The 26,180-nt window shown below is 63.5% G+C and carries 25 protein-coding genes and 1 tRNA gene; 17 read left to right on the forward strand and 9 right to left on the reverse strand.

Annotated elements, in window-relative coordinates:
- Nucleotides 1-23 precede the first annotated feature (23 nt).
- Nucleotides 24-650: a TetR/AcrR family transcriptional regulator gene (locus DKK67_RS10705; RefSeq protein WP_111496329.1), complete on the forward strand. Its 627-nt coding sequence runs from the start codon at nt 24-26 to the stop codon at nt 648-650.
- A 61-nt stretch (nt 651-711) separates the two neighbouring features.
- Here DKK67_RS10705 and DKK67_RS10710 read toward each other — a convergent pair whose 3' ends face one another.
- Nucleotides 712-1,167: a phasin family protein gene (locus DKK67_RS10710; protein WP_111496330.1), complete on the reverse strand. Its 456-nt coding sequence runs from the start codon at nt 1,165-1,167 to the stop codon at nt 712-714.
- Between the two features lie 544 nt (nt 1,168-1,711).
- Between DKK67_RS10710 and DKK67_RS10715 the strand changes: the two genes are divergently transcribed.
- From DKK67_RS10715 to hemH, 6 genes are all read left to right on the forward strand, one after another.
- Nucleotides 1,712-2,038 carry an ArsR/SmtB family transcription factor gene (locus tag DKK67_RS10715; protein ID WP_111496331.1) on the forward strand — a complete coding sequence of 109 codons (327 nt, stop codon included), beginning with the start codon at nt 1,712-1,714 and terminating at the stop codon, nt 2,036-2,038.
- Between the two features lie 47 nt (nt 2,039-2,085).
- A complete protein-coding gene (locus DKK67_RS10720) occupies nt 2,086-2,469 on the forward strand; it encodes a YeeE/YedE family protein (RefSeq protein WP_111496862.1) in 384 nt (127 codons plus the stop codon).
- A complete protein-coding gene (locus DKK67_RS10725; protein WP_111496332.1) occupies nt 2,469-2,894 on the forward strand; it encodes a DUF6691 family protein in 426 nt (141 codons plus the stop codon). Before DKK67_RS10720 ends, DKK67_RS10725 begins: the two co-directional genes overlap by 1 nt.
- A 135-nt stretch (nt 2,895-3,029) precedes the next feature.
- Nucleotides 3,030-3,464 carry a TIGR01244 family sulfur transferase gene (locus DKK67_RS10730; protein ID WP_111496333.1) on the forward strand — a complete coding sequence of 145 codons (435 nt, stop codon included), beginning with the start codon at nt 3,030-3,032 and terminating at the stop codon, nt 3,462-3,464.
- Nucleotides 3,465-3,474: 10 nt separating this feature from the next.
- On the forward strand, nt 3,475-5,220 hold the full coding sequence (locus DKK67_RS10735; RefSeq protein ID WP_111496334.1) for a SulP family inorganic anion transporter: 1,746 nt from the start codon (nt 3,475-3,477) through the stop codon (nt 5,218-5,220).
- A 155-nt stretch (nt 5,221-5,375) separates the two neighbouring features.
- Nucleotides 5,376-6,467 carry a ferrochelatase gene (gene hemH, locus DKK67_RS10740; RefSeq protein ID WP_111496335.1) on the forward strand — a complete coding sequence of 364 codons (1,092 nt, stop codon included), beginning with the start codon at nt 5,376-5,378 and terminating at the stop codon, nt 6,465-6,467.
- Between the two features lie 84 nt (nt 6,468-6,551).
- Here hemH and DKK67_RS10745 read toward each other — a convergent pair whose 3' ends face one another.
- Entirely contained in the window at nt 6,552-6,908 is a 357-nt protein-coding gene (locus DKK67_RS10745) for a hypothetical protein (protein WP_111496336.1), read from the reverse strand.
- A gap of 404 nt (nt 6,909-7,312) precedes the next feature.
- Here DKK67_RS10745 and gabT point away from each other — a divergent pair, with 404 nt between their 5' ends.
- The gene (gene gabT, locus DKK67_RS10750) at nt 7,313-8,593 is read left to right on the forward strand and encodes a 4-aminobutyrate--2-oxoglutarate transaminase (RefSeq protein WP_111496337.1); all 1,281 of its coding nucleotides are present in this window, start codon (nt 7,313-7,315) and stop codon (nt 8,591-8,593) included.
- On the opposite strand, the gene DKK67_RS10755 is transcribed toward gabT, so the two are convergent.
- Both DKK67_RS10755 and DKK67_RS10760 read right to left on the reverse strand, forming a co-directional pair.
- Complete coding sequence (locus tag DKK67_RS10755) at nt 8,590-10,413, reverse strand: bifunctional diguanylate cyclase/phosphodiesterase (protein WP_111496338.1); 1,824 nt, start codon at nt 10,411-10,413, stop codon at nt 8,590-8,592. The genes gabT and DKK67_RS10755 overlap by 4 nt on opposite strands.
- Nucleotides 10,414-10,429: 16 nt before the next feature.
- Nucleotides 10,430-12,034 (reverse strand): methyl-accepting chemotaxis protein, encoded by a 1,605-nt coding sequence (locus DKK67_RS10760; RefSeq protein ID WP_111496339.1) that lies wholly within the window; start codon nt 12,032-12,034, stop codon nt 10,430-10,432.
- Nucleotides 12,035-12,219: 185 nt separating this feature from the next.
- On the opposite strand from DKK67_RS10760, the gene DKK67_RS10765 reads away from it, so the two are divergent.
- Genes DKK67_RS10765 through DKK67_RS10775 form a run of 3 tightly spaced genes read left to right on the forward strand, consistent with a single transcriptional unit; the run spans nt 12,220 to nt 14,602 of the window.
- Nucleotides 12,220-12,981 (forward strand): 5-oxoprolinase subunit PxpA, encoded by a 762-nt coding sequence (locus tag DKK67_RS10765; protein ID WP_111496340.1) that lies wholly within the window; start codon nt 12,220-12,222, stop codon nt 12,979-12,981.
- A complete protein-coding gene (gene pxpB, locus DKK67_RS10770; protein WP_228160575.1) occupies nt 12,978-13,658 on the forward strand; it encodes a 5-oxoprolinase subunit PxpB in 681 nt (226 codons plus the stop codon). The genes DKK67_RS10765 and pxpB overlap by 4 nt, the downstream gene beginning before the upstream one ends.
- Nucleotides 13,655-14,602: a 5-oxoprolinase subunit C family protein gene (locus DKK67_RS10775; RefSeq protein ID WP_111496341.1), complete on the forward strand. Its 948-nt coding sequence runs from the start codon at nt 13,655-13,657 to the stop codon at nt 14,600-14,602. Before pxpB ends, DKK67_RS10775 begins: the two co-directional genes overlap by 4 nt.
- 363 nt (nt 14,603-14,965) lie before the next feature.
- Here the strand turns inward: DKK67_RS10775 and DKK67_RS10780 are convergent.
- The 3 genes from DKK67_RS10780 to DKK67_RS10790 form a co-directional block, all read right to left on the reverse strand.
- Nucleotides 14,966-15,056, reverse strand: a tRNA-Ser gene (locus DKK67_RS10780).
- A 126-nt stretch (nt 15,057-15,182) separates the two neighbouring features.
- Entirely contained in the window at nt 15,183-16,016 is an 834-nt protein-coding gene (locus tag DKK67_RS10785; RefSeq protein WP_111496342.1) for a CheR family methyltransferase, read from the reverse strand.
- Nucleotides 16,017-16,058: 42 nt separating this feature from the next.
- Nucleotides 16,059-16,991, reverse strand: a complete 933-nt coding sequence (locus DKK67_RS10790) for a chemotaxis protein CheV (protein ID WP_111496343.1) — start codon at nt 16,989-16,991, stop codon at nt 16,059-16,061.
- A gap of 202 nt (nt 16,992-17,193) precedes the next feature.
- Between DKK67_RS10790 and flgA the strand changes: the two genes are divergently transcribed.
- The 3 genes from flgA (at nt 17,194) to DKK67_RS10805 (ending at nt 18,840) form a co-directional block, all read left to right on the forward strand.
- Nucleotides 17,194-17,898 (forward strand): flagellar basal body P-ring formation chaperone FlgA, encoded by a 705-nt coding sequence (gene flgA, locus DKK67_RS10795; RefSeq protein WP_111496344.1) that lies wholly within the window; start codon nt 17,194-17,196, stop codon nt 17,896-17,898.
- A gap of 143 nt (nt 17,899-18,041) precedes the next feature.
- On the forward strand, nt 18,042-18,362 hold the full coding sequence (flgM, locus tag DKK67_RS10800) for a flagellar biosynthesis anti-sigma factor FlgM (protein WP_111496345.1): 321 nt from the start codon (nt 18,042-18,044) through the stop codon (nt 18,360-18,362).
- Nucleotides 18,363-18,369: 7 nt separating this feature from the next.
- Nucleotides 18,370-18,840 carry a flagella synthesis protein FlgN gene (locus DKK67_RS10805; protein ID WP_111496346.1) on the forward strand — a complete coding sequence of 157 codons (471 nt, stop codon included), beginning with the start codon at nt 18,370-18,372 and terminating at the stop codon, nt 18,838-18,840.
- A 134-nt stretch (nt 18,841-18,974) separates the two neighbouring features.
- On the opposite strand, the gene DKK67_RS10810 is transcribed toward DKK67_RS10805, so the two are convergent.
- Entirely contained in the window at nt 18,975-19,703 is a 729-nt protein-coding gene (locus tag DKK67_RS10810) for a pilus assembly protein PilB (RefSeq protein ID WP_111496347.1), read from the reverse strand.
- 163 nt (nt 19,704-19,866) lie between these two features.
- On the opposite strand from DKK67_RS10810, the gene DKK67_RS10815 reads away from it, so the two are divergent.
- The 3 genes from DKK67_RS10815 to DKK67_RS10825 all read left to right on the forward strand — a co-directional run bounded on the left by DKK67_RS10815 (nt 19,867) and on the right by DKK67_RS10825 (nt 23,176).
- On the forward strand, nt 19,867-20,454 hold the full coding sequence (locus DKK67_RS10815; protein ID WP_407657818.1) for a peptidylprolyl isomerase: 588 nt from the start codon (nt 19,867-19,869) through the stop codon (nt 20,452-20,454).
- On the forward strand, nt 20,451-22,385 hold the full coding sequence (mnmC, locus tag DKK67_RS10820) for a bifunctional tRNA (5-methylaminomethyl-2-thiouridine)(34)-methyltransferase MnmD/FAD-dependent 5-carboxymethylaminomethyl-2-thiouridine(34) oxidoreductase MnmC (protein ID WP_111496348.1): 1,935 nt from the start codon (nt 20,451-20,453) through the stop codon (nt 22,383-22,385). Before DKK67_RS10815 ends, mnmC begins: the two co-directional genes overlap by 4 nt.
- Before the next feature lie 158 nt (nt 22,386-22,543).
- On the forward strand, nt 22,544-23,176 hold the full coding sequence (locus DKK67_RS10825; RefSeq protein ID WP_111496349.1) for a CBS domain-containing protein: 633 nt from the start codon (nt 22,544-22,546) through the stop codon (nt 23,174-23,176).
- Between the two features lie 10 nt (nt 23,177-23,186).
- Here DKK67_RS10825 and DKK67_RS10830 read toward each other — a convergent pair whose 3' ends face one another.
- Nucleotides 23,187-26,045 (reverse strand): hypothetical protein, encoded by a 2,859-nt coding sequence (locus DKK67_RS10830; protein WP_111496350.1) that lies wholly within the window; start codon nt 26,043-26,045, stop codon nt 23,187-23,189.
- Nucleotides 26,046-26,180: the final 135 nt, after the last annotated feature.

Here is a 26,180-nt window from a genome sequence, read left to right on the forward strand (position 1 = left end):
GTGACCTCGGGGAAGGGATTGCCATGAAGGTAAAAACCCGTGACCGGATACTGGACACCAGCCTCACGCTGTTCAACGTGGTGGGCGAACCCAACGTCACGACCCTGCTGATATCCGACGAACTGGACATCAGCCCCGGCAATCTCTATTACCACTTCAAGAGCAAGGGCGACATTGTCGGCGAGCTGTTCGGGCACTACGAAGAGGCCATGCTGGACCTGCTCGACGTGCCCGGCGATGTGGTCGTCTCCCTGGAACAGCTGGCCATCTTCCTGCACCTGACCTTCGAGGCCATCGCCCGTTACCGGTTTCTCTACCAGGACCTGGTGAACGTGTTGTCACGATACGACAGCCTGCAGAAACGCTTTCGCCGGATCCTGCAGGGCAAGCGTCAGGCGTTTCGCACACTGTGCAACAGCCTGCGGCAGCAAGAGCTCATGGGAATTTCAGATGCGGAACTGGAGGGACTGTGCGAGCAACTGACGCTGACCCTGAGTTACTGGGTCAGCTATGAACTGCTGTCGCACCTGGATGACAAGGACAGCGTGGATCTGGGCCGCGGCGTGTTTCAGGTGATCAACCTGATCGCACCGTACCTGGCGGAAGAGGCGCGTCTGGAGGCGATCCTGATGGCGGAGGACTATCTGTGACGAACTTGTCTGTGACGACCTATCTATAACGCCCTCTGACGCCGCTCAGGGCTGGCGAGCTTTACTCTTCCTCGTCGTCCCGCCGCTGACCGGTTTCCTCCCGCACCGCCTTCAGCTCGGCCTCCAAAGCGGAAATGCGCGCCTCCAGGGCCTCGATCTCATCGCGCCGGTGGATACCCAGCCGCCGCAAGGCACCGGAAACCCGCTCGTCGAACAGGCCTTCCAGGCGATCCCAGGTGCCGGTGGCCCGTTCCTTGACGTCTTCCACGCGCCCTTCGACGTTGCGTACCTGCCGACCGACCACGCCGCGGGTCTTGCGATCCAGCTCCTCGCCTTCGTGCACCAGGCGATCGAAGAACTTGCCGGCGTCCTCTTCCGCCTTGGTGTAGGCGCCCAGGCCCGCCAGCCAGATCTGGCGCGCGGAATCCTTGATCCGGCCCGCCAGTTGGTCGTCGCGCTCCTGTTTCCTGTCCGGATGGGTATCCAGGTTCTTGTCTTCGTCTTTGTCACTGCTCATCGTGCGATGCTCCAAACTCGGGACCTGACATGATACGCCGTCGATACTGAATCTTCTTTGCAGATCATTGTATTACATTCATCCATCGGATTCAGGGGCGAAGGCCCGCGGGCCGCCCTTCCGACCGCCCACCACAACCCCTTTCCGACGTGTTATTAGCTTCGTATGCAATTCCCCGGAAACCCGCGCCACGCTTGTGGTTGCGGGTCGCTATAAGAGTTCTTTCGTTAGAATAAAATCGTTTCAACTGGAGCGGCCAAAAACTTGAGATGTGCAAATTATGAACAATACTAACTGTACCGGTATCCCTGCTGATGCCGGTTTGTCTGGAAGTCTTTCATGGATACTACTCGCACGCCTCTGCCCGGCCTCCCGTGCCGGGCTTTTTTTCGCGCCGGATTCCACCACCCCGTCCCGATGATGCTGACGCCCGCAGACATTCCAGGGTCATGGCTTGGCGGCTTGAATTTATTGGCTTACATTATACTTAATTGTAAATTGTTTAACCGGTAGACGATCTCACCCTGCCTTACGGAGTGACATCATGAATCACGTCGACATCCATGCCATGCGGAATGCCGCCGACCGGGCCAGCCATTTCCTGCGCAGTCTGGCCAACGCCGACCGCCTGATGCTGCTGTGCCAGCTCAGCCAGGGGGAAATGGGCGTCGGCGACCTTGAGGCGGTGACTGGAATCCGCCAGCCGTCGCTGTCCCAGCAATTGGGCATCCTGCGCCGGGAAGGTCTGATCCAGCCCCGCAAACTCGGCAAGCAGGTGTTCTACAGCATCGCCGAACCCAAGGTTCTGGTCATGGTGCAGCAACTCTACGATCTGTTCTGTGACAACCCGGCCGAGGAGGCCCGCGCGTGATCGACTGGGGCAGTTTCACTCCGGTTTCCGCCCTGGTCGGCGGCTCCATGATCGGCCTGGCGGCGGTCCTGCTGATGGCCATGAACGGCCGAATCGCGGGTATCAGCGGTATACTGGGCGGGCTGCTGCAGCTCCGTCGGGGTGAGGTCGCCTGGCGCGCCGCTTTCATCGCCGGCCTGTTGGCGGCGCCGGTGCTCTGGCTGTTGGTCGCCGGCCCACCGCACATCGTCGTCGAGGCCAGCAATGCCGCCCTGGTGCTCGCCGGCCTGCTGGTCGGGTTTGGCACGCGCCTGGGGTCGGGCTGCACCAGCGGACACGGAGTCTGTGGCCTGTCCCGGTTATCGCCTCGCTCACTGGCCGCCACGGCCGTTTTCATGGCGACCGGGTTCATCACCGTTTTTGTCGTTCGACATCTGCTGGGAGGGGCCTGATGCGGAGCACTCTGTTCGCCTTCATTGCCGGACTGGTGTTTGGCCTGGGGCTGCTCGTCTCTGGTATGGCCAATCCGGCCAAGGTGCTGGGCTTCCTGGATCTGGCTGGCGCCTGGGATCCGTCGCTGGCGCTGGTGATGGCGGGCGCCATCGGTGTCGCCTGGCCCGGTTTTCTCCTGCTTCGCCGACAACCGCGCAGCCGGCTGGGTCTGCCCATGCGGTGGCCGACCGCCGGCCACATCGACCGGCCATTGCTGACAGGCGCCCTGCTGTTCGGCGCCGGCTGGGGCCTGGCCGGCTTCTGCCCGGGCCCGGGCGTGGTTGCACTGGGCGCCGGCCAGCCCGGGGCCCTGGTGTTCGTGTCCGCCATGCTGGCCGGCATGGCCCTGTTCCGGCTGTTCGATGACACCAGACGGCTGCGATAATCCTCGCTTAAGTGATGATATTGAAGGAATAAACCGCGCCGCCGGGCATACAATGTAAGGTGCCGAATGCTATCCTGACCGCATGACTGGCCGGTCAAACACAACCCGATGAGTCCGAACTGGAGGAACGCCCCGATGGAGCTGCACAAACTCGATGACACCCTGACCGTCGCCCCGCAGATTTCCGTGGCCGACGTGGCCGAGGCGGCCCGGGCGGGATTCCGCACACTGGTCTCCAACCGCCCCGATGGCGAGGGCGCCGACCAGCCCGCTACCGACGCCATCGCTGAAGCCGCCCGCGAACAGGGACTGGAGTGGATCTACCTGCCAGTGCAGTCAGGCAACGTCACCGACGAGGACGTGGAACGCTTCGCCCCGCTTCTGGAGCAGGCGGACAAGCCCATCCTGGCATTCTGCCGCACCGGCACCCGCTGCTCGACCCTGTGGGCTCTGTCCCGCGCCCGCCGGGACAACATCGACCAACTGCTGAATACCGCCAGATCCGCCGGTTACGACCTGGAAGCACAACGGGAGCGCATGGCGTCCCTCGCCTCACGCCGCGACGCGTGACGGGCGGAGCATGAACGATCGCCTGTCACGCCTTTTTCCGCCACGGATCTGGCTGAAGCAGTACCGCCGCACAACCCTGATACAGGACGCCATCGCCGCGGTCCTGATGACCATCCTGGTCATTCCCCAGTCGTTGGCCTACGCGATGCTGGCCGGCCTGCCGCCGGAAACCGGACTCTACGCCAGTATCCTGCCGGTCATCGGCTACGCGCTGTTCGCCAGCAGCCATACCATGGCGGTGGGGCCGGTGGCGTTGATCGCGCTGATGAGTGCCACTACCGTGGCGCCGTTAAGCAACGGTGATCCGGCGGTCGCGCTGGGCGCGTCCCTGACGCTGGCGCTGCTGTGTGGGCTCTACCTGTTCGCGATGGGCATCGCGCGACTGGGGTTCATCGCCAACTTCATCAGCCATCCGGTGATCTCCGGCTTCATCTCCGGATCCGCGGTCCTGATCATCCTGAGCCAATTGGGCACCCTGCTGGCCATTCCCGCCAGCGGTGCCAATCTGCCGGACATCATGGGGTCGATTGTCACCCATCTGGAGCGATTCAATGCGTTGACCCTGCTGATCGGGGTGGGTGCGCTGATCATGTTGCTGGCTGGACGCCGGCATACCCAACCCCTGCTGATACGCCTGGGGCTGGGCGAAAGCGCCGCCGGCCTGCTGCAGCGGTTGGTGCCTATGGTGGCCGTGCTGGTGACCACCGTCGCTACCGCCAGCGCCGGCCTGGGCGACGCCGGCGTTGCGGTGGTGGGCGTGCTGCCCCAGGGACTGCCCGGCCTGACGCTGCCTTCGGTGAATCTGGCGATGCTCGAGACACTGGCGGTGCCGGCCTTTCTGATCAGCCTCGTGATTTTCGTGGAGTCGGCCTCCATCGCCCACCGAATGGCAGCGCGCCGGGGCGAACGGATCGATCCGGACCAGGAGCTGATGGGCCTGGGCGCGGCCAACGTGCTGACCGCCGTGTCCGGAGGCTTTGCCGTGGCCGGTGGTTTTTCTCGCACCGTGGTCAATGACCAGGCCGGTGCGCAGACGCAAGTCGCCGGCGTGTTGACCGCCGTCGGCATCGGTCTGGTCACGGTCTTCTTCACCGACCTGTTCCACTACCTGCCCAAGGCCACCCTGGCAGCCATCATCATGGCTGCAGCGGTCACCCTGATCGATACCCGTTCCGCCCGCGATACCTGGCGCTACTCCCGGCAGGACGGTCTGGCATTGCTGGCGACCTTCTTGCTGACGGTGTTCGCCGGCGTCATCCCGGGCATTCTTACCGGTGTCGCCCTGTCGCTGCTGCTGTACCTCTACCGCACCAGCAAGCCCCATATCGCGGTGGTCGGGCGTCTGCCCGGCACCGAGCACTTCCGCAACGAGCAGCGCTATGCGGTGGAGACCAACCAGCAACTGATCATCCTGCGTGTCGACGAGGCGCTCTATTTCGCCAACGCCCGCTACCTGGAGGACCGCATCAGCGAAGCGCTGCGCGACCACCCCGCGGTCACCGACTGCATCCTGATGTGCAGCGGCGTCAACATGATCGATGCCTCGGCGCTGGAAACCCTGGAAGCGATCAATACCCGACTGGATGGCGCCGGCGTCCGGCTGCACCTGTCAGAGGTCAAGGGCCCGGTGATGGATCGTCTGGAGACGACGCCTTTCATGCGGCACCTGAGCGGCCGGGTGTTCCTGAGCACGTTCGACGCCTGGCAGTCGCTCAATACGATTTCCCCTGATACAACCGCCGCCGATAATAGCTGATTTCTATGGAGTCGCTGCATTGACTAGTTTTTATAGATCGCTGATCCTTAATACCCGATTCAGCGTATGCCAAAAGCCGCTCCTGAAGCGGTCATGATGTCATACGCGCAATGACCGACACGTCATCAACCCAGCGACTGAACGGAACGCCAACGATGCAATACAAGGGTCCCACCGGATTTCGCCACGACCAGCCCGAGAAGACCGGTGTCCTCATCACCAACCTGGGTACGCCGGACGCGCCCACCGCCCCGGCGCTGCGCCGCTACCTCAAGGAATTCCTGTCGGATCCGCGTGTGGTGGAAGCCCCGCGCCTGCTGTGGTGGTTCATCCTCAACGGCGTCATTCTGCGGATTCGGCCCAAGCGTTCCGCCCATGCCTATCAGCAGGTCTGGGAGCCGGAGGGATCGCCCCTGCTGATCCATACCGCTCACCAATGCGAGAAACTGCGGGAGCGCCTGCAGGCCCGTTATGGGGACGACGTGGTGGTGAGCTTTGCCATGCGCTACGGCAATCCCTCGATCACTTCCGCCCTGGAGGCGCTGCAGCAGGCCGGCGTCACCAAGCTGGTGGTTCTGCCGCTGTATCCGCAGTACTCCGCGTCGACGTCGGCGTCCACTTTCGACGCCATCAGTGCCGACTTCACCCGGCGTCGCTGGTTGCCGGACCTGCGCTTCATCAGCCACTACCCGGATTTCCCGCCGTACATCGAGGCCATGGCCCAGCAGATTGAGGCAAACCGCGCCGAGCACGGCCGGGGGGACAAGCTGATCCTGTCCTACCACGGCGTACCGAAGAAGTATCTGCTGCGGGGCGACCCCTACCACTGCGAGTGCCTGAAAACCTCGCGCCTGCTGGCACAACGGCTGGGGTTGAGCGAAGACCAGTACATGACCACCTTCCAGTCCCGTTTTGGCCGGGAGGAATGGCTCAAACCCTACACGGACGAGACCATGAAGGCGCTGCCCGGACAGGGGATCAAGTCGGTGGATGTGTTCTGTCCGGGTTTCTCCTCAGACTGCCTGGAAACCATCGAGGAGATCGGTCAGGAAAACCGGGACTATTTCATGGAAGCCGGTGGCGAGCGCTTCCACTACATCCCCGCCCTCAACGCGACCGACGGTCACATCGACGCGCTGGAGCAATTGGTCGTGGAGAATCTGCAGGGCTGGAAGATCGCCGGACCGTCCAGCGACGACCTGGCGCAACGGGCAAAGCTGGCCAAAGCCGTTGGAGCAGACGACTGACCCGCTTGCTGGCGGCAGGCGGCAGAGAATGGCGGATAACGCTGACCGGAAAGAGAAGCGGAGGCCGAAGCCTCCGCTTTTCCGTCAGTGCTCGCGCTCGCTCACTCGATGGTGCCGGTTCAACTGCGCACCGATGTCGCTGAGCAGAGCGTCCGGGTCGATCGCGAAGTAATGCTCCGAACGCCACCCCAACTGGCGCAGGATGGACGGCAAGGTCCGGAAGGCGATGCGAAACCGCAGCCACGGAATAAACCGATAATGCTCCCCATGGGCCGTCCAGGTCACCATGGGCGCCAGGTGCAGGCGCCCGTCCGGGTCCCGCTGGTGCTGGGCCGACAGGTCATCCCGCCAGCTGATATGCAGATCCCGGACCGCGAACAGGTCCTCCAACTGCCGTTCTTCGGTCAAACCAATCACTCGCTGGATCATCACGCTCATCATTGAGCCTCCTGTAACAAGACCAAGTATTCCTGATGCTTCGGTTCTTGTTGCGGGCCGATCCCTGACCGCGCTTTCTTGTGTCTTCGATGATACCGCCTGCCGGGCGCCGGAACGCAGGGAGGATACGGCGATGGCCTTTGCGGACAAGCGTCAGCCCGCGCTGACCGGTCTATGGCCCCTTCCAACCGACCTGCCCGACCGCCAGCGGAACCTCGGAGGCCTGGCCCGGGTCAAAAATTTCACCGTAAAAGGGGTGGTCATAACGGGGGCATAACCTCTAAGTTATAGAGGTAGATCACCAACACCCGTCATAGTGTGAAAAGCCATACCGGTTCCGGGCCGGAGGCCCGACCGACGACCTCGAACGTGGCCACGGCCACGGCACGTCAATCAGGAGAACGCCTATGAACAACGCTGAACTGCAAGCCCTCAAGGAAAAGTACGTTGCCGCCGGCGCCGCCAGCCCCAACGATCAGTTTGCGGATCGGGCGGAAAACGCCGAAGTCTGGGATGCCGACGGCAAGCGTATGATCGACTTTGCCGGGGGTATCGGCGTACTCAACATAGGCCACCGACATCCGAAAATCGTGGACGCCGTCAAGGCGCAGCTGGATAAGGTGATGCACACCTGCCAGACCGTCATGCCCTACGCACCCTACGTCCAGTTAGCCGAGAAGCTCTGCAAGGTCGCGCCGGTCACCGGCGAGGCCCACAAGGCGTGCATGTTCAACGCCGGCGCCGAGGCCCTGGAAAACGCCGTGAAGATCGCCCGCTGTGCCACCGGCCGCCACGGCGTCATCTGCTTTGACGGCGGCTACCATGGCCGCACCCTGATGACCCTGGCCATGACCGGTAAGGTCCTGCCCTACAAGCACGACTTCGGGCCCATGCCGGGCGGCGTGTTCCGCGCCCCGTTCCCGATCCCCTACCACGGCATCACCGAGGAAGACGCCCTCGACGCCCTGCACATGCTGTTCAAGACCGACATCCCCACCAAGGACGTCGCCGCCATCGTGGTGGAAGCAGTCCAGGGTGAAGGCGGCTTCTACATCGCACCGCCGACTTTCCTGCAGGCGCTGCGCCGCATCTGCGACGAACACGGCATTGCCCTGATCGTGGACGAAGTCCAGTCCGGCTTCGGTCGCACCGGCAAGATGTTCGCCATCGAGCACAGCGACGTGAAGCCCGACATCATGACCATGGCCAAGAGCATGGCGGACGGCATGCCGATCTCCGCCGTGGTGGGTAACGCCAAGATGATGGACGCCTCCGGCCCTAACAGCCTGGGTGGCACCTACAGCGGTAGCCCGCTGGCCTGCGCCGCGGCCCTGGCCGTGCTGGACGTGTTCGAGGAGGAACAGATCCTCGAGAAGAGCGTGGTCCTGGGCAACAAGCTGGAGAAACGATTCCTGCAGTGGCAGGACCGGTTCAAGCACGTGGACAACGTGCGCCACCTCGGCCCCATGGCCGCCTTCGAACTGGTGGAGGACAAGGTCTCGCGCAAACCGCTCGCGGAAATGACCGGGGCGCTGACCAAGAAATGCAAGGAGAAAGGCCTGATCCTGCTGAACTGTGGCCTCTGGGGCAACTCGATCCGGGTGCTGATGCCGATCACGATCGAAGACGACGTGCTGGAGGAAGGCCTGGCCATCATCGAGGAAAGCCTGGCCGAGTTGGAAGCCTAAAGCGCCGGCCAGCGGCGGGCGGTCTGCGGACCACCCGCCGTCATTCCCTGCGCCGCCGGTTCCTGCGTGACACGGGCCGGCAACTCATCGCCGTCGCACAATCCCAGCCAGAACAACCCATCCACCGCCTTCTTGGCGCCCGATTTCGCCATCGACGCCCGGGACGCCAGTTCCGAAGCCGAGGCAAAACGTTCGCCACTGGCCCGAATCAACCCCGCGGACAACGACACCAGGGGAAAACAGCGTTCGCGGCCGTCGCGGTCCTGGGCGGTAATCTGCCGCGCTTCACGCACCCCTTCGGGATAACGTCCCAGAGCATCGCCGACGAACAATGCCTGCACCTGCCGACAACGCGCTTCCACGTCCGCCTGATCGCAGAGCACAACGAAATCGTCGCCGCCGATGTGCCCCACCCAGTCCCCGTCGCCATCGAACACCGCGCCGATCTGTCGTGCCAGGGACAGGATGACGGCATCGCCCTCGCTGTAGCCCAGCAGATCGTTGAACGGCTTGAAGTGATCGATATCGAAGTAGACGCAGGTGAACGGCTCACCGCGGCGCAGGCGCAGCTCCGCTTCCTGCTGGATCATCACGTTGCCCGGCAACTGGCTCAGCGGGTTGGCGTGGCGGGCCTGTTCCACCCGGCGGCGGGTGAGCATTTTGAGCAGCGAGCGCGTCGACCCCAGACCCATGTAGTTGCCGTCCCGGGTCACGATGAAGTGCTGCTTCAGGTAGTAGAGATCGTCTTCCAGCAGCGACTGACTGACCGCTTCCAGCGACTCGTCGTGCTCGACCACCAGCGCGTCGTGACTCATCAGGCTCAACACCGGTTTCTTCTCGTTCAGGGCGCGACCGTAGGTGGTACTGAAAACCTCCATCACCCGCCATTTGTGCAACAGCCCCAGCGGCCGCGGGCCGTCCACGACCGGCAAGGCAAACACCGACGGGGACGCCTGCAAACGATGCCAGGCTTCGCCCAATGTCGCGGTCGGCGGCAGCGGCTCGATGAATCGCCCCAGATAGCCGGCATCGGAGGTGTCCCGGTTACCGCGAACCACCTCGCTCTCGTCCATGGCATCCAGATTCGCGGCCGGGAACGGGTTGGGCCGGCCCAGCAGGTACCCCTGAATCAAATGAATACCCATGGAGCGCAGCAGAGATAGCTCGGCGGCGGTTTCCACGCCCTCGGCAATCAGCCGGCAGCCGAGACGCTCACAGAGGTTGATAACCGAGCGAACGAACTCTTTCTTCACCAGGTCGCGATCCACATCGCGGATAAAATGCCGGTCGATCTTAACGAAATCCGGCTGAATTTCGGACCACAGCTTCAACCCGGAGTAGCCGGTGCCCAGGTCATCGATGGCAATCAGAAAGCCACGCTGCTTAAGAGCGATCAGCCGCTCCCGGAGCCGGGCCGGGTCTTCGATGGGATAACGTTCAGACAGTTCGATAACGATCCGATCGGGCTGGATGCCATGGGCCGTCAGCATTGCTTCCAGGCGGTCTTCGGTGAACGCTTCGGGCGCCAGCAGCCCTGGCGACACGTTCACGAACACCAGGTGATCGAGGCCGTGACGCAGGCAGCTCTGACCCGCTTCGATCAGGCATGCCCGTTCCAGCGGGATCACCTGCCCACACTGCTCGCCCGCCTGGAAAAGCGCCGGTGCGCCGTGCAACGGGCTGTCGGACGGCCCGCGACTGAGCACCTCATACCCCAGCACCGTGCGACTCTGGCAGTCCACAATCGGCTGGAACAGGGTGGACACCAGCTGCTGGTCGATAATCCGCTGTAGCTCGCGGGCCTGGTCTCCAAGCGTCATATTGTCTCCCGCCGAATCAGACCTGGAAGCGGGCAATCAGCGTTTCCAGCGACGACGACTGCTCGCGCAGCTGGTCGCTGACCGCCTTGGTCTTGCCCGCATGTTCCTCCAGTCCCTGGGAGCTCTCGCCCAGCGCATCCGCGCGCCGGCCGACGCGACCGATTTCATCCCGCTGTACGAGAATCGCCTGGTCCACGTCGTTACTGAAATGCATGAGATCGTCGAACGTCTGCTTCATGGCCCCCAGGTGCGTCTTGAGGGTGCCCAGCGTTTCCCGGTTGCTGTCGCCGGCCTGGCGGGTCTCACCCAGCAGCCCGTTGGCGTGATCCACCTGTTCCACCAGCTCGTTGACCCACTGCCGGATCTGATCCGTGGATTCGCCGGTGCGTCGCGACAGCCCGCGCACTTCGTCGGCCACTACCGCGAAACCGCGCCCCTGCTCGCCGGCCCGCGCCGCTTCGATCGCGGCATTCAGGGCCAGCAGATTGGTCTGTTCGGCGATTTCCGCAATCACGCTGATCACCTGCTCGATCTTCTCGCTGGAGCCACGCAGATCCTCGATGGCGCCGGCCACCCGGCCGATCACTTCGACCGCGTGCTCGGCGGCGTCTTCGCTTTCCCGCAACTGGACCTGCACATCGTCGTTGCCGCGCACGGCGCCTTCCACCTGCTCCCGCGTCTGGCGGGCTGACTGTTCGATTTCCCCGGCACTGGCGGTGATGGCGCCCATGGAGGCGACCACGTCGCGGATCTGCCGGTTGGTGTTGGCGGTGGACGAATGCACGGCTTCGGCCTGCTCATCCAGATTCGACGAACGCTCGCGCAGCGCTACGGCGGAGCCCGTGACGTCGCCCACGAACTCGCGGAACTTGGAAAGCAGGCCGTTGATGGCCTGGGCCACCGACGTCACTTCGTCTCGCCCGCTGATTGGGAGGGTGCGGGACAGGTCCGAGGCCGACTCCATCGCCCGCAGCTGCTCGGAGATCACCTGCAGTCGAGTGGTCACCGTCCGCCGCAGCCAGTAGGTCAACAGCATGACCACCAGCAATGCGACCGCGGCACCGCCCAACACGAAACGCTGCTGCTGGTCGAGGAAGGTCAGCAGCTGGTCGGAACCGGTGTCGGTCACCTGGCGGCCAGCGCTGCGCATCTCGTCAATCTTCTTCAGCATGGGGTCAACGGCCTGATACAGCTGGAAGTCCACGACCTTGCCTGCGGAATAGTAGCTTTGCTCGTCGATGGGTGCCTTGAGAGCCTTTAACAGCTCGAGGACCTTGTCGTGGTCAGCCTGGTTCTCTTCAGCCCAGCCGCGCATACGCGGGTTGTCGAGTGCCTGTTGCCATTGCTCCCGAATGGCCTGGGACGTTTGCTCGAACTGGGCGTTGATCTCATCCCAGAGCAGCAACTGTGCCTTGATCTTGTAGGCCAGATCCTTGAGCTGCCGGTGGCTCCGGTCGAGGTCGGTCAGCAGCCAGACGTCGGCCATTTCCTCGCGCACCAGCCGATCCGTCGATTCCTTGGCTTCGTGGACCACGGACAGGGCCAGCCCCGCCAGACCGCCCAACGCGATGAGGCAGAAGCCGGAAAACACCATCAGGCGCATGCGGACGGTTAGGCTCATAACGTGAACAACCTCTCAAAAATGTCCCGCTGAGCGTAGAAAAGCCGTGTGACAGTTTTATTGCAAATCGTGGCCAAACACTTGAATTGACGAGATCCTCGTCATCTTTCACGGGATTTAACAAGCGCCCGCCAGACTCACGAGGAACGGCTGATCCAGGCGGTCGAGACTGATATGCTGAAGTCATGGATCTACGCGGGGAGAACGCTTTGAAACTGAACTGCGACCTGGGCGAAAGCTACGGGGCCTGGCAAATGGGTAACGACGAAGCGGTCATGCCGCTGATCGATATGGCCAATGTGGCCTGCGGCTTTCACGCGTCCGACCCCAACATCATGGTGCGCACCGTTCAACTGGCCGCGCGGCACGGGGTCGAGATCGGTGCCCACCCGGCCTACTTCGACCTCTATGGCTTTGGTCGTCGCTCCATCCCCCACACCGCGGACGAAATCCACGCCCTGATCTGGTATCAGGTCGGCGCGCTCGACGGCATCTGCCGCGCCCACGGTCAGAGGATCGCCTACGTCAAACCCCATGGCGCGCTCAACAACGACATGATGCAGGACCCGGCGATCCTCGAAGCGGTCATGCGCGCCGTGCACGGCTACGATCCCGACCTGCCGTTGATGATCCCCGTCACCCGCTTCCACGACAGCCATCGTGCCGTGGCGCGGGAGATTGGCGTGCCCTTGCTGCTGGAAGCCTTCGCCGACCGTGCCTACGACAACGACGGCCAGCTGGTGTCCCGTAAGCTGGACGGGGCGGTTCACCACGACCAGACCCGCATCGTCGACCAGGCGCGCAGCTTCGCCGAACGCGGCGGCGTCTTCAGCGTTGAGCAGCAGTGGCTCGACCTGCCCGCCGACAGCCTGTGCGTGCACGGCGATAACCCCGAATCCCTGGCGGCCGTGAAGGCCATCCGCGAGGCATTAGGCCAGGCCGCGTGATCGTCGAACCCGTATCCGAGAATGGCGTCCTGATCCGCTTCGGCGAGACAATGGACGACGCCCTGACGCCCCGTATCCTGCATGTGCGAAACCTCATCGCCGATCGCCTGGGCGACTGGATCGTCGACCAGGTGCCGGCCTACACCACCCTGCTCTGCCTGTACGACGTGCAACGCGTGGATTTCCGGCGGGCAGTTTCAGCCATCCAGGCGATCATTGATGACCTGGACAGCCAGCCACCGGCCGACGAGCAGATCGGCCGCGATATCGAGCTGCCGGTCTACTATCATCCGGACGTGGGCCTGGATCTGGAAGCACTGGCCAGCAACGCCGGCCTGGCCGTCGACGACGTCATCCAGCGCCATACAGGCCGCAGCTATCGCGTGTTTGCCATGGGCTTCGCCCCCGGGTTCGGCTTCATGGGCGAGGTGGACCCCGCCATCGCCACGCCGCGTAAAGCCACACCACGCCAGCGGGTGCCGGCGGGCAGCGTTGGCATCGCCAACCAGCAAACCGCGGTTTACCCATCGGTCTCCCCCGGCGGCTGGAACCTCATCGGCCGCTGCCCGACCGAACTGTTCTCGCTGACCGCCCTCTCCCTGCTCCAGACCGGCGATCGGGTCCGCTTCCGCACCATCACCCGAGAGGAGTTCATCGATCTGGGAGGGCAGCTATGAGCGGTCTGCGCATCCTGTCCGCCGGACTCAGAAGCACGCTGCAGGACCTGGGCCGCACCGGCAGCCAGCACCTCGGCCTCGCCCCCGGCGGGGCCGCGGACCTGCACGCGTTTCGCTGGGCCAACAAGCTGCTGGAGAACGATCCGAACGGCGCCTGCATCGAGACGCTGATGGGCCAGTTCCAGGCCGAAGCCCGGAGCGCCATGACCCTTGCCGTTACCGGCGCCGACACCGAACTGACGATCAACGGCCGCCGCGCCGGTCTGTGGCGAACCCACAACCTCAAGCCCGGCGACCGGCTCGCGCTGGGCGCCACCCGCAGCGGCCTGCTGAACTACGTTGCCGTCAAAGGGGGCTGGCAGGGCGAACGCTTCTGCAACAGCCGCTCCATGACGCCGCGAGAACAATTACCCGGCTTCACCCAACTGGAAAGCGACCAGGAGATCCCCTGCGCAGACGGTGCAACCGCCGCAGCCCATCAGACACCGGCCGGGTTCATTCCGGATTACGCCGAGCCGCTGACCCTGCGGGTGATTCCCGGCTATCAGTACGCCCGATTCAGCCTCTCGGCCCGCCATACTCTGGCCACACGCGCCTATGACATCACCCAACAGATTGACCGCATGGGCTACCGCCTAGCCGGTCCGGCGCTGGAGGTGCCGGACATCAAGCTCCTTTCTGAGGGCATCAGCCTGGGCGCCATCCAGGTCCCCGCCGACGGCCAACCCATCGTCCTGCTCAACGACCGCCAGACCATGGGCGGCTACCCCAAGATCGGCACCGTGGCGGCGCTGGATTGCAGCCGGCTGTGTCAGCGGGGTCCGGGTGCGGCGGTCAGGTTTCAGTTTGCCGAGCTGGCGAACGTACAGTGTGACAGGGCGTTGTTTGAGGCGTTTTTTGAGAGGACGGAATGGGTGGGGGTGGATCGGCTCAGGTGGCCATAGAGACGGTGATTTGGCGCCTTTCAATCATTCTTGTGGAGTGTCGTTCGGAGCACTCCCGATCGGGATTATTCGGCGCTGCGCGCCTCACCCCTTCGGGGCCGTCGTCGCTGGCGCTCCGACGTTCCTACGCAGGCTTCGCCTGCTTCGGTCGAACCCGCGAGGGTTCTTCTACCCTACCAATCGGCCAATAAAAAACCCGGCTCATGAGCCGGGTTCTTTTATTGGCGGAGAGGGGTAAGCCAGGTCCCCGGTGCGAACATCGTTCGCACCCTGGCGAACGCTCCCGACCTCAGGGCGGGAGCCGGACGGTCACCGACCGTTCCGCCATAAAAAAGCCCGGCAGTTGCCGGGCTTCCTTAATATTGGCGGAGAGGGAGGGATTCGAACCCTCGATACGCTATTAACGTATACACACTTTCCAGGCGTGCGCCTTCAGCCACTCGGCCACCTCTCCAATAAACTGTTTCAGATGGGCTGCCCCGATCTGAGGGCGCAAACTCTAATGCTTTTGCCCTGGTTTGGCAACACCCTTTCGCAAATTTCTTTCAAAAACAACGCAGAGTGTAGTTTTTGATCAGTTTCACTTTTTCTTGGCGCGGTAGATGATGCCCGGCTGGCACTGGACCATTTCGTAGTACTCCGGCAATCCATTCAGGGATTCGGAAGCACCCAGGATCAGGTATCCGCCCGGGCTCAGGGCGCCGTGCATGCGGGTGAGGATGTCTTTCTTGAGATCCGCGGAGAAATAGATCAGGACGTTGCGGCAGAACACGAGGTCGAATTTGCCGAGCATGTATCGCTCCAGCAGGTTCAGTTCCTTGAACTCGACCATGCTCTTGATGGCCGGTTTGATCTGCCAGCCGCCGCTGGGGGACGGTGCGAAGAAGTTGCGCTGGCGTTCCGGGGACAGGCCGCGGCCGATGGCGAGCATTTCGTACTCGCCCTTGCGGGCGACGTCGAGGACGCTGCGGGAGATGTCGGTCGCGGTGATTTTGACGTCACCGCGCAGTTTGCCCGGCTTGAGACGGCGGAACTCGTCAATCGCCATGGCGATGGAGTACGGCTCCTGCCCGGTCGAGCAGGCGGCGGACCAGATGCGCAAAGGCTGGCCGCCCTTCTGCTCCGCCAGCTCCGGCAACAGTCGTTCGGTGAGGATGCGGAACGGGTGGGTGTCACGAAACCAGAGGGTTTCGTTGGTGGTCATGGCGTCGATGACCACCTGACGCAGCGGGTCGCGCGGTCGTTGCAGCTGTTTGACCAGGCCTCCCAGCGTATCAAACCCGTTTTCTTCCAGGATCTTGCGCAGCCGGCTCTTCACCAGATACTGCTTGTTTTCACCGAGCAGTATGCCGCAGGCGTCCTGCAAAAAAGTCTTGAAGGCGTCGTATTCCTGGGGAGTAATCTCTGATTTCATGAGCTCTCAGCAGTTGCGGTGCATCCGGTCGGGTGTAGCCTGTTACAGCTTGTCCATGACTTCCATAACGCGCTCAGCCAGTTCGTCGGGACTGAACTTGGCCATAAAGTCGTCTGCCCCCACCTTCTGGACCATGGCCTTGTTGAAGACGCCACTCAGCGAGGTGTGAAGCATGATATAGACGGAACTCAGCTGCGGGTTTTCCTTGCAGCGGGACACGAGGGTGTAACCGTCCATTTCCGGCATTTCCACATCGGAAATGATCAGCGACAGATGATCGGAAACATCCGAACCATCGGCGGTCAGTTCGCGCAAGTATTCCAGCGCCTGCTTGCCGTCATTACGTACGACCACCTGCAGGCCAATCGCCGTCAGGCAGCGCTCGACCTGACGCCGGGCGACGCTTGAGTCATCCACCACCAGCACCGGACGCGTGCTGGAACGGTCGCTGCTCGCTCCCCGGCCAATCATCTCTTCGCCCACGTCTTCCGACAGCGGCGATACCTCGGCCAGGATCTTCTCAACATCAATGATCTCAATCAGCTGATCGTCGATGCGGGCGACCGCCGTGAGGTAAACCTCCCGTCCGGCGCCTTTCGGCGGCGGCGAGACCTCTTCCCAGTTCAGGTTGACGATCCGGTCCACGCCACCCACCAGGAAACCCTGGGTGCGCCGGTTGTACTCGGAAATGATCACGAAACTCTCCGCCAGATCCGACGCCGGCAGCTCCGGCATGCCGATGGCCAGGCCGAGATCGATGATGGGAATGGTTTCGCCACGGATGTGGGACACGCCACGTACGACCGAACGGCTCCTGGGAATGGAGGAAAGCCTGGGACACTGCAGGACCTCCTTCACCTTGAAGACGTTGATGCCGTACACCTGACGCCCCCGCAACCGGAACAGCAGCAGTTCAAGGCGGTTTTGCCCCACCAGCTGCGTGCGTTGATTAACACTGTCCAATACACCGGCCATACGCTGTTACCTGTCTTGTACTCAGTTTCACCCCGCGAGGTCGGACATCCCGAAACATTTAGTCGGCACGGTTATTGCGAGATTACCACCAAAGGGTCCCGCATCTTCCGACGGTGACGGAAAGCCGTCAATAGGGCCTAGGGCGAATTCCGTCTCATTGCATGTTCCAAACTCACCGTAAGCATAGGACAGACTGTCGAAAATGCGCGTATACATTTTGTCTCTGCTGCTGGGCCTGACGGTCGTGTCCCAGGCGGCGGCCGTCGAAAAAACGACGCCCCGGATGATACGGGATGCCGCCCACGAGTTTCTGAAGCAGTTCGTCCGCGAGCAGCAGGCCGAAGGCCGCGAGGTCAGTTACAGTCTGGGCAACCTGGACTCCCGACTCAACCTTGCCGCCTGCCTGGATGGGCCGACGGTGGATTTCTCCAGCAATCCCATGCAGACCACCCAGCCCACCCTGGAGGTCTCCTGCCAGGGCCAGCGCCCCTGGCGCATGTACCTGTCGGTGTCCATGGAAATCCGCGGTCAGGCCCTGGTGGCGGCGCGTGCACTGAGCCGTGGCGCCCGGGTCACCGAGAGCATGATCCGCTCCCAGGCGGTGGTCATCAATGCCTCGCGGCGCGGCGCCATTACCGACAGCCAATCCCTCGTGGGCATGGAAATCCGTCGCTCGGTCAGTTCCGGCACCCTGTTCACGCCGGATATCGTGACCCAGCCGGATGCCGTGGCCCGGGGCGACCATGTTATTATTATCGCCCGCAGCGGACCGATCGCCGTCCAGTCCCGCGGCAAGGCCCTGGGTAATGGGCGCGTAGGCGAGCAGGTCCTGGTACAGAACCTGCGTTCAGAAAAGACACTGCGGGCGCTGGTCACCAGCCCCGGGCACGTCGAAGTCCCGATGTAGCCACAACCATCAGTATGAGCGGCAAGGCCTTGCCTGGAAGCGGCAACGACCTGCCGAAAAAATGTCAAAAGTCGCTAAAGCTTCCCAGGAGCCGGCCGATACATTATGTAACCGGTTAGATCACACCATGTGCAGGTATCGATATGTCCGTTAATTTCAATGGCGTTGGCCCGGGGCACGTCAACACCAAGACCAACCAGAACGTATCTGAGCAGTCTGCGCCGAAAAGCCCCTCGACGCCGACCGAACAGGCTCGTACCCAAAGCTCCCAGCCCGACAGCGTCAGTCTGAGCAGCCAGGCCCGGGACCTGAAGAAGCTGGAAGAGCAGATGAACAGCTACCCGGAAGTCGACGACGAGCGTGTCGAGCAGATCAAGGCCGCCCTGGCTGACGGCAGCTATAAAGTGGATGCAGAGAAACTGGCCCAGAAAATGCTTGATATGGATCAAAGCATTTTTGGGTGAGTAGATCATGGCCGCCATTGATGAACTGAAGAAACTTCTGAGAGAAGACATCAAACAGCTTGAGCAGTTGGGAGGCGTTCTGGCTTCGGAGAAGTCGCTGCTCAAATCCTCCGATGTGGATGGCCTGGAAAGCGTGACCCAGGAGAAGAACCGGCTTCTCGCCTCCGTCCGCGAACGGGCCAAGCAAAAGATCCACGTTCTGGTCCAGATGGGCTTCAACCCGCGCAACGGACAACCGTCCACGTTCATCCGCAGCGCCGGCATCGAGGAACTGACCACGCTCTGGCAGGACGCGGAAAACCGTCTCAAGGCCTGCCAGCGCCTCAACCAGGTTAATGGCCGAATCATTGGACACCTGCAACAGCGCCTTGGCCGCCTGAATGAGATTTTCCGGGGCTGCTCGGACCAGGCCAAACTGTACAGCTCTTCCGGCCAGTCCTCAGCCGTCAGCCACAAGACGGTCCTGGCCAGCGCCTGAACCGCCACCGGGTGTGAACACAAAAGAAAAGCCGGCCCTGTTGCCGGCTTTTCTCGTTATCCGCGACGTCTTTTTCCCTTCCGCTGGCGACACTGATCGCCTCCCCCAACACCTGCATCGGCACGCAAGCGAGATCAGTCGCGCACGTAGATCGTCATCTTTGAGTCCGGCGAAAAACGGATGTCGTGCAGACCGATGTTGCCCAACGTGGGGCCGGTTCCGTTCGTCACCCGGATATCGGTCAGACTGATACGCTCGATCCGCTCCGGCAGTGCCAGGCGCACCCCGCCATCCGGCTGAATCCGGATCCGCGGACTGCCCGGCCGGTAATGGACGCCGGAGACGGTCACGTCAGCCTCAAGAAAATTCAACACCGGCACGAAGGTGTGCGCCAGCAACTTGAGACCCTCGACGGCATCCACCTCCTCACCCTGCGCGGCCTGCCCCAGGTTGGCCACGGCTTCGATCCGGGCCTTCAGGGTGTCGCTACCCTGCCCGGCAGCAGCCTGCATTTCACGGTCGCTCAATGGCTGGAAGCCGCGCTCAGGGTTCATGATCTGGCCGACGGGCGCCGCTTCAGAACGGTCCGGCGCCACTGCAGCAAGCGTGACCACAGGCTGCAGCGGCAAGGTGACAACCGCAAACCACGCGGCCGTGCGCCGGTAACGGCGCTGTTGCCGCAGGACCCGTTCCAGTTCCCGGTGCGTCAGCCAGCCGGACGCCACCACCACCTCACCCAGTAACCGTCCGGACGCGCGCTGCGTTTCCAGCGCCTGTGTCAGCTGCCCTTCGCTGAGGTATCCGCGATTGACCAGCAGCCGACCCAGTCGGGATTTATCCTGATAAGCCTGCCTCGTGTTCACTGTCCCCTCCGTGTGTCGCTCCTGTGCGATGCGCCTTGTTGCCAAGGCCGGGCCGTCCTGTCACCGGAAATTTGGTACACTCCGCTGCATTCCTACAGCCAAGCACGAGGACGCCACCTTGACGATTCCGGCCCTGAAAAAACGCGTAAAAGACTCGGTTTCTGTGACCGCATTCCGCTTCATCCTGACCCTGATGCTGAGTCTCGGTGGTTTCGGTGCGGCCCAGGCGCAGAACGGCGAGATGCCGATTGTGCGGCTGGACACCACCGAGGGCGTGATTACTCTGCGCCTGCGTCCCGACGTGGCCCCACAGACCGTCGATAATTTCCTCCAATACGTTGAGTCCGGCTTCTACGACGGCACCGTTTTCCATCGTGTCATCCCCGGCTTCATGGTCCAGGGCGGCGGCTTCACACCGGACCTGCAGCGCAAGGCGACCCGCGATCCAGTGGCCAACGAGGCCAGCTCGACCTTCGGCAACGTGCGCGGCTCGGTTGCGATGGCCCGGACCAACGATCCCGATTCAGCCACCTCCCAGTTCTTCATCAACCTGGTCGACAACGAATACCTGAACAAAGGCGTTCGCGGCGCGGGCTACACCGTATTTGGCACGGTGATCGAAGGCATGGGCGCAGTCGACGCCATTGCTTCGCTCCCCACCGAGCGCAAGGGCATGATGGCGAATGCACCGACCGAGCCCGTCATCATCCGCTCCGCCACGGTGGTTGCTGCGGAGAACGCTCCGGAATGAGCGAGAGCACGTCTCGCACCAAGCCTTCTCGTCCCAATCCGTCTCGCCTCAGCCCGCCGTCAGCCGGCCCGGCGATCGAGTCGGCGGACATCGAATGGCGCGACGGCCAGCCGGTCTCCCGGCGTTTCGGTGACGTCTACTTCAGTCGTGACAACGGTCTGGAGGAGACGCGCTATGTGTTCCTTGGCCACAATCAGTTGGACCGCCGTTTTGCCAACCTCGGCAACGGCGACAGCTTTGTCGTCGCCGAAACCGGCTTCGGCACCGGGCTGAATTTCCTCGCCACCTGGCAGGCCTGGCGCAACCACGCGCCGGCCGACGCCAACCTGCATTTCGTCACGGCCGAGCGGTTTCCGCTGACCCACGAAGACCTGACCCAGGCGCTCGAACTGTGGCCGGAACTGGCGCCACTCAGCGCGGAACTGCTCGACCAGTACCCCGCTTTGATCAGCGGCACTCACCGGCTCGTTTTCGACGGCGGCCGCGTGCGCCTGACGCTCTACCAGGGCGAAGCGCTGGAGGCCTGGCAGAGCCTGGACTTCACCGCCGACGCCTGGTTCCTGGACGGTTTCGCCCCGGCCCTGAATCCGGACCTGTGGGTTGACCGCCTGATCGACGCCGTCGCCACACACAGCAAGCCGGGCACCACCGTGGCCACTTTCACCGCCGTCGGGGCCGTGCGCCGGGGCCTGCAGGCCGTCGGCTTCGAGATGCGCAAGACGCCGGGCTATGGCCGCAAGCGGGACATGCTGGTCGGCTGCTTTCGTCCGGGCGACGTCGTTGATCACAAGGCGTCTGAGCGTCCTCGTGCCATTGTCGTCGGCGCCGGTATCGCGGGCGCCCTCACCGCGCGTAACCTGGCCGAACGTGGATACGAGGTCGAGGTCCTGGCCGCCGGGGACGGCCCCGGGGACGCGGCTTCCGGCAACCCCCAGGCCGCGCTCTACGTGAAGCTCGGCATCGATCGGACGCCGGAGACCCGCCTCGCCCTGGCCGCCCTGCTCCACGCCCAACGCACCTACGCCCGATACAGCCCACTGGCCGGCGATACCGAGCCGTTCTGGCACCCGACCGGGCTACTGCAAATCGCCGCCACCGAGCAGGAAGCGTCCCGGCAGAGCCGTTTCATTTCGCGCAACCACTATCCGGCCGAGGTGCTGCGCCCGGTCACCGCTGACGAGGCGAGCCAACTGAGCGGCGTGCCCATCGCGCACGCCGGGCTCTGGTTCCCGGGCAGCGGCTGGCTGGCGCCGCGGCGTGTCTGCCAATGTCTGCTCGATCACCCGTCGATCCGCTGCCGTTTCAACGCCACCGTGGAAACCCTGGCGCACGATGGCGAGCATTGGCGCGTCACAACCACCGACGGCTTCGAGGCTGCGGCCCCGCAAGTCGTGCTCGCCGCCGGACACCGGATCGAAAGTCTGCTGCCGGGAGAAACCGGCTATCGCTTCAAACCCATACGCGGCCAGGTCAGCCAGCTCCCGGAGCAAGCCTTCGCGGCCGGCCCCGAGGTAGTGGTCTGCGGGCCCAGCTACCTCAATCCGGCGCATCAGGGCTGGGCCGTCACCGGCGCGACCTTTGACCTGCGTGACGCGAACCCGGCCGTCTCGGCCGTGTCTCACCAGGAAAACCTGGACAAACTGAGCCAGTGGCTTCCGGACCTCTGGGGTCACGACGCACCTGCTGCCGATCAAATTCGCGGCCGGGTCGCCTTCCGCTGCACGACTCACGATTACCAGCCCGTCGCCGGCGCCGTGGGCGATCAGCCGGACGGGCTCTACGTCCTTACCGGCCTGGGCAGCAAGGGTTTCGCCCTGGCTCCGTTGCTGGCCGAGTGGCTGGTGGACCGGATGACGGCCCACCCCAGTTGTCTTGAGATCGATTTGAGCGGCAGACTGAACCTGGCGCGCTGCTGGGAGTCGAACACTTGATGACCGCCATGCGCCCTGGACTGCATTCCGGCGAATTTCGCAACGATTCGAGCCACGTTTCTGATTGTTACGATAAAGTCGTTCATTTTTGGCGCCATTCGCCGATAAGGTATCCAACGGGGTTGCATCCCCTTGCCTGCAGTCAGTGAGGATGGCCTATGCCCATATTTGTCAGTGAACCCGGACGCCCCCAGCCAACCCGCCTGCCCGAGGTCTACCGCGGCCAGGGTATCGGTACCGTCGATGAGCTGAACGAGTCCCAACCCGCCCATGAGAGCCGCAACGACCCCGTGGACGTGGTAGAAACCCAGCAGCGCCAGGCCGCCGCACAGCGAGCCATCAACGAATACGGCGAGCAGACCCAGTCCAGCGATCCGGAAAGCGGTGCCTACATTCCGGTTTCCCGCATGGCCACCGAGCACGTCCACACCCTGCCGGCCAGCGCCACCTTCCGCGAGGGATTCGAACTGATGGAGCGCTTCGACATCCATCACCTGGCCATCGTGTCCGACGAGCGCGTCGCCGGGCTGATCAGCGACCGCTGGATGCTGCACTGGCTGCGCGAACAACCGGAAGACGACCGCCTGATTCGCTTCGCCAGCGTGGAACTGCCCGCCTTCCTCACGGCCACTCCGGAGACCGACGCCCATCAGCTCGCCCGCATGATGCTCGCCCACCGCCTGGACGCGGCGCTGGTCATCGGCCCGGGCTCCAATCCGCAAGGCATCGTCACCGGCCGCGACTTCCTGCGTCTTTACGCGGAGAGCAGCGCCCAGGCCGGCAACGTCTGAACAGCCCGCCCTAAGGTGGGTTAAGCCACTCGCCATCACCATTGAACAGCAGCACTTCATAGATCCTGCCGCCGGCGTTACGTGATACCAACGCCGTGATCTCAGCGTTTTCGTAAACCGCCAGACGTTCCAGTCGGGCACCGATGCCCAGCGACGGATACTGGTCCCGCCCCCGCTCCAGCAGGCGCCCGAAGCGGTGCTCGATCGGCGAGTCCGGGTCGTCTTCGTTTTCCTCGATCACGACCTGCTCCTCGCGGCCAACGCGTGCCAGGATCAGCCCGCCGCCGGAACCCTCGACGAAGGCGCCGCTGCTGTGTCCCCCGATGATGAGGTCGCCGTCAAACCCGGTGGCGGCCGACCAACGCTCATCGGACAGATCGTCGCCATCGTTGAGCGTCAGCGCCGAATCGAACGTGCCATCCAGCTCATAGGTCAGCACATAGCCGGTGCCGGAACGCGCGTCGGCACCCGCCACCAGCTCAGCCACGTACTCGGACTCGTCGATGTGCTGCGAGTAGCCAAAGGCCCCGTCGCCGACCAGCCACGCAAACGCATCATCAATTTCAGCGGCGTTCGCGGTGTCGCCGCGGGCGGTACCGACCTGGCTCGTCGTGGCGTCGTCGCTGCCCGCCCCCGTCACCTTGGACAGGAACAGGTCGCGCCCGCCCAGTGGCGTCTGGTTGCCGATCTGTCCCAGCGTGGTGCCGGTCAGCGTGGTGGTGAGATTGTCGACGCCCAGCCCGGTCAGACCGTCTGCGGCGCCCGAGCCCTGCTGGTGGGTCCAGGCGGTTTCCGGAGCCTCGACACCGTTGTTGGTGACCGTGTCGATGCGCTGCACGAAGACGTCCACGCCGCCACGCCGGCTTTGCCCGGGCCAGGCGCCGGTTGTCTCGCCGGCAAGGAAAATCTGGTCCGAGGTGTTTAGGCGGATTGCCAGCGGCTTCTCGTCAACAGCGGTGCCGTCCTGTCGGTGCCAGACTTCCGTGTAGCCCGGCTCGTCGGCATCGCGCCGGTACAGATAGACCGCCTGGTCGAGACCGCCGCGGCTGGTCGCTCCCGGCACGGCGCCGTCCGTACGGAACGCCATCACCAGCGAGCGGCGGATACGCTTCTCCGAACCCGCTTCAATCACCCGCTGGGCGAACGCCAGGCGCGGCTCCGGCGCCACCGTGCTGCCGGTCGCCACCGTCAACGTCTGCTCCGGGGCGCTGCCACCGAACCGGTCGTAGATATCCAGCGTGGCGTAGTATTCTCCGCTGGCGTCGTCATGGAGGGAACTGGCGACAAAGACACGACCGTTATCCCCCACCACCAGATCCGACGGCACACTGCCCGCCGCCGCATCGCCCACCAGAAGCGGGGATGTCAGTTCATTGAGCCACAGCGTCAGCGGCGTACCGGCCGACGCGTAGAAGGCGCGCCCGTTCTGGTAGCTGGCGTCGACCGTGACCGACAGGAATTCGTCGCCATTATCCGGGCCGTCCCCGGCCGGGTCCTCGGACGCCGGCGGTGCTGCCGAATCGTCAACCGCGGCCACCTCGAAGTACGCGGTATCCTCGTTGGCCGGAAAGGTCAGCTCGGTGCCGGCGACGAAGGTCTCCGGAGCCTCCGGGTCGGGCACCCGGAACTCGAAATCCGCGGCACCGGCTTCGGCCACGTCCGGGTCATTGAACAGACGCACCGAATAGGCTTGCGACGCGGGGGCGTCGCCGCGATCCAGCACCGCCTGGAAGCGTCCGGTCGCACCTTCGTTCAGGGCACTGGCCGCATGCCCTTTCAGCGACTGGAAATTCACCGTCGGCGCGTTATCGGAAATGCTCAGGGCCTCGCCCAGGCCATTACCGTCACTGCCCAGGGACACCAGGCCCTCACGGACCTCAGTCAGGGCCAGTCGGAAATGCTCGGTCGGCTCGGGAAACGGATCGTCGACGACTTCGAGGCGGATGAAACATTCCGTGATCCCCGGCGGAACGGTGAGTACGCCCGACGTGTCGTCGATCACCTCGACATAATCCGGCTGAGGCAGACGTTCGCGGGTACCACTGCCGTTGCGATTGCCGGCGAGGACCACGTCCTTGCCCAGTTGCACCAGCTGCAGGTTCTCGGTCGAGAATTCGCAGGCCTGGCCGTCCGCGCCGCCATCGCAGTCGGCCGGATCAAAGTCGCTCTCCAATTCAAAGACCAGCCTGGTCGCCAGGACCGACGGCTCAGCCAGACGCACGGTAACCAGCACCGGGCGTGTTTCCAGCACCCGGCTCTCGGTATCGCCGGAGGCGCTGCCGTCTTCGTTGTACAGATCATAGGTCACTTCGTGGCGGCCGGTGCCGGACATGTCCGGCATGGCGCAGATCTCACCTTCGCCGGCTCCCTCAATGGCCGCCCCGGTTTCGCCTTCGGTGTAGTCCGGCGCGGCGATGGACACTGTATTTTCCTGGACGTCGATGTCGAACGCCTCGACGCCCACCCGTCCGCCGTCGGTGGTGGTGAGATTGATGTTGTCGTGGGCGCCCAGATCCGCCTCGCCGCGTCCGCCGCCGGTCACACCGGGCACGCCGCGCAGGATGATGCCCTGGCGCGCCTTGTTGCTGGTGTCCTCCAGCCCCAGCCAGGCCGGCGCGTTGGTCAGGGAATAATCGAGAATCCGGTCGCCACCATAGGCGCCGAAGTTGTATGCGTATTCCACACCGAGGTAAGCAGTAGCCGGTGGCGTACCGATAATGGTGGGCGCGTCGGAGGACTTTTCCGTGCGGCAGCCGCCCAGCAGGACGGCGGCCATCAGTGTGGGCAGCACCAGACGGAAAACAGTCCGGTGCCGGGCGGGCTTGAGAAAGCAGACAGGCTCGGGGCGAGACGGGCGGTTGGCGCGCATTCAATCATCCATGGCCGGTATTGTTATTGTGCCAACGGCCGGCATTGCGTCTGGGCGATGCTCGTTACAGGCCGTTACATTTCCGGTTCATGGTAAAGAATTCGGTGGGCGCGCTATCTGCGCGAGTTCTCAGAT

The organism is Marinobacter bohaiensis (assembly GCF_003258515.1).
GTDB classification, from domain to species: Bacteria; Pseudomonadota; Gammaproteobacteria; order Pseudomonadales; family Oleiphilaceae; genus Marinobacter_A; species Marinobacter_A bohaiensis.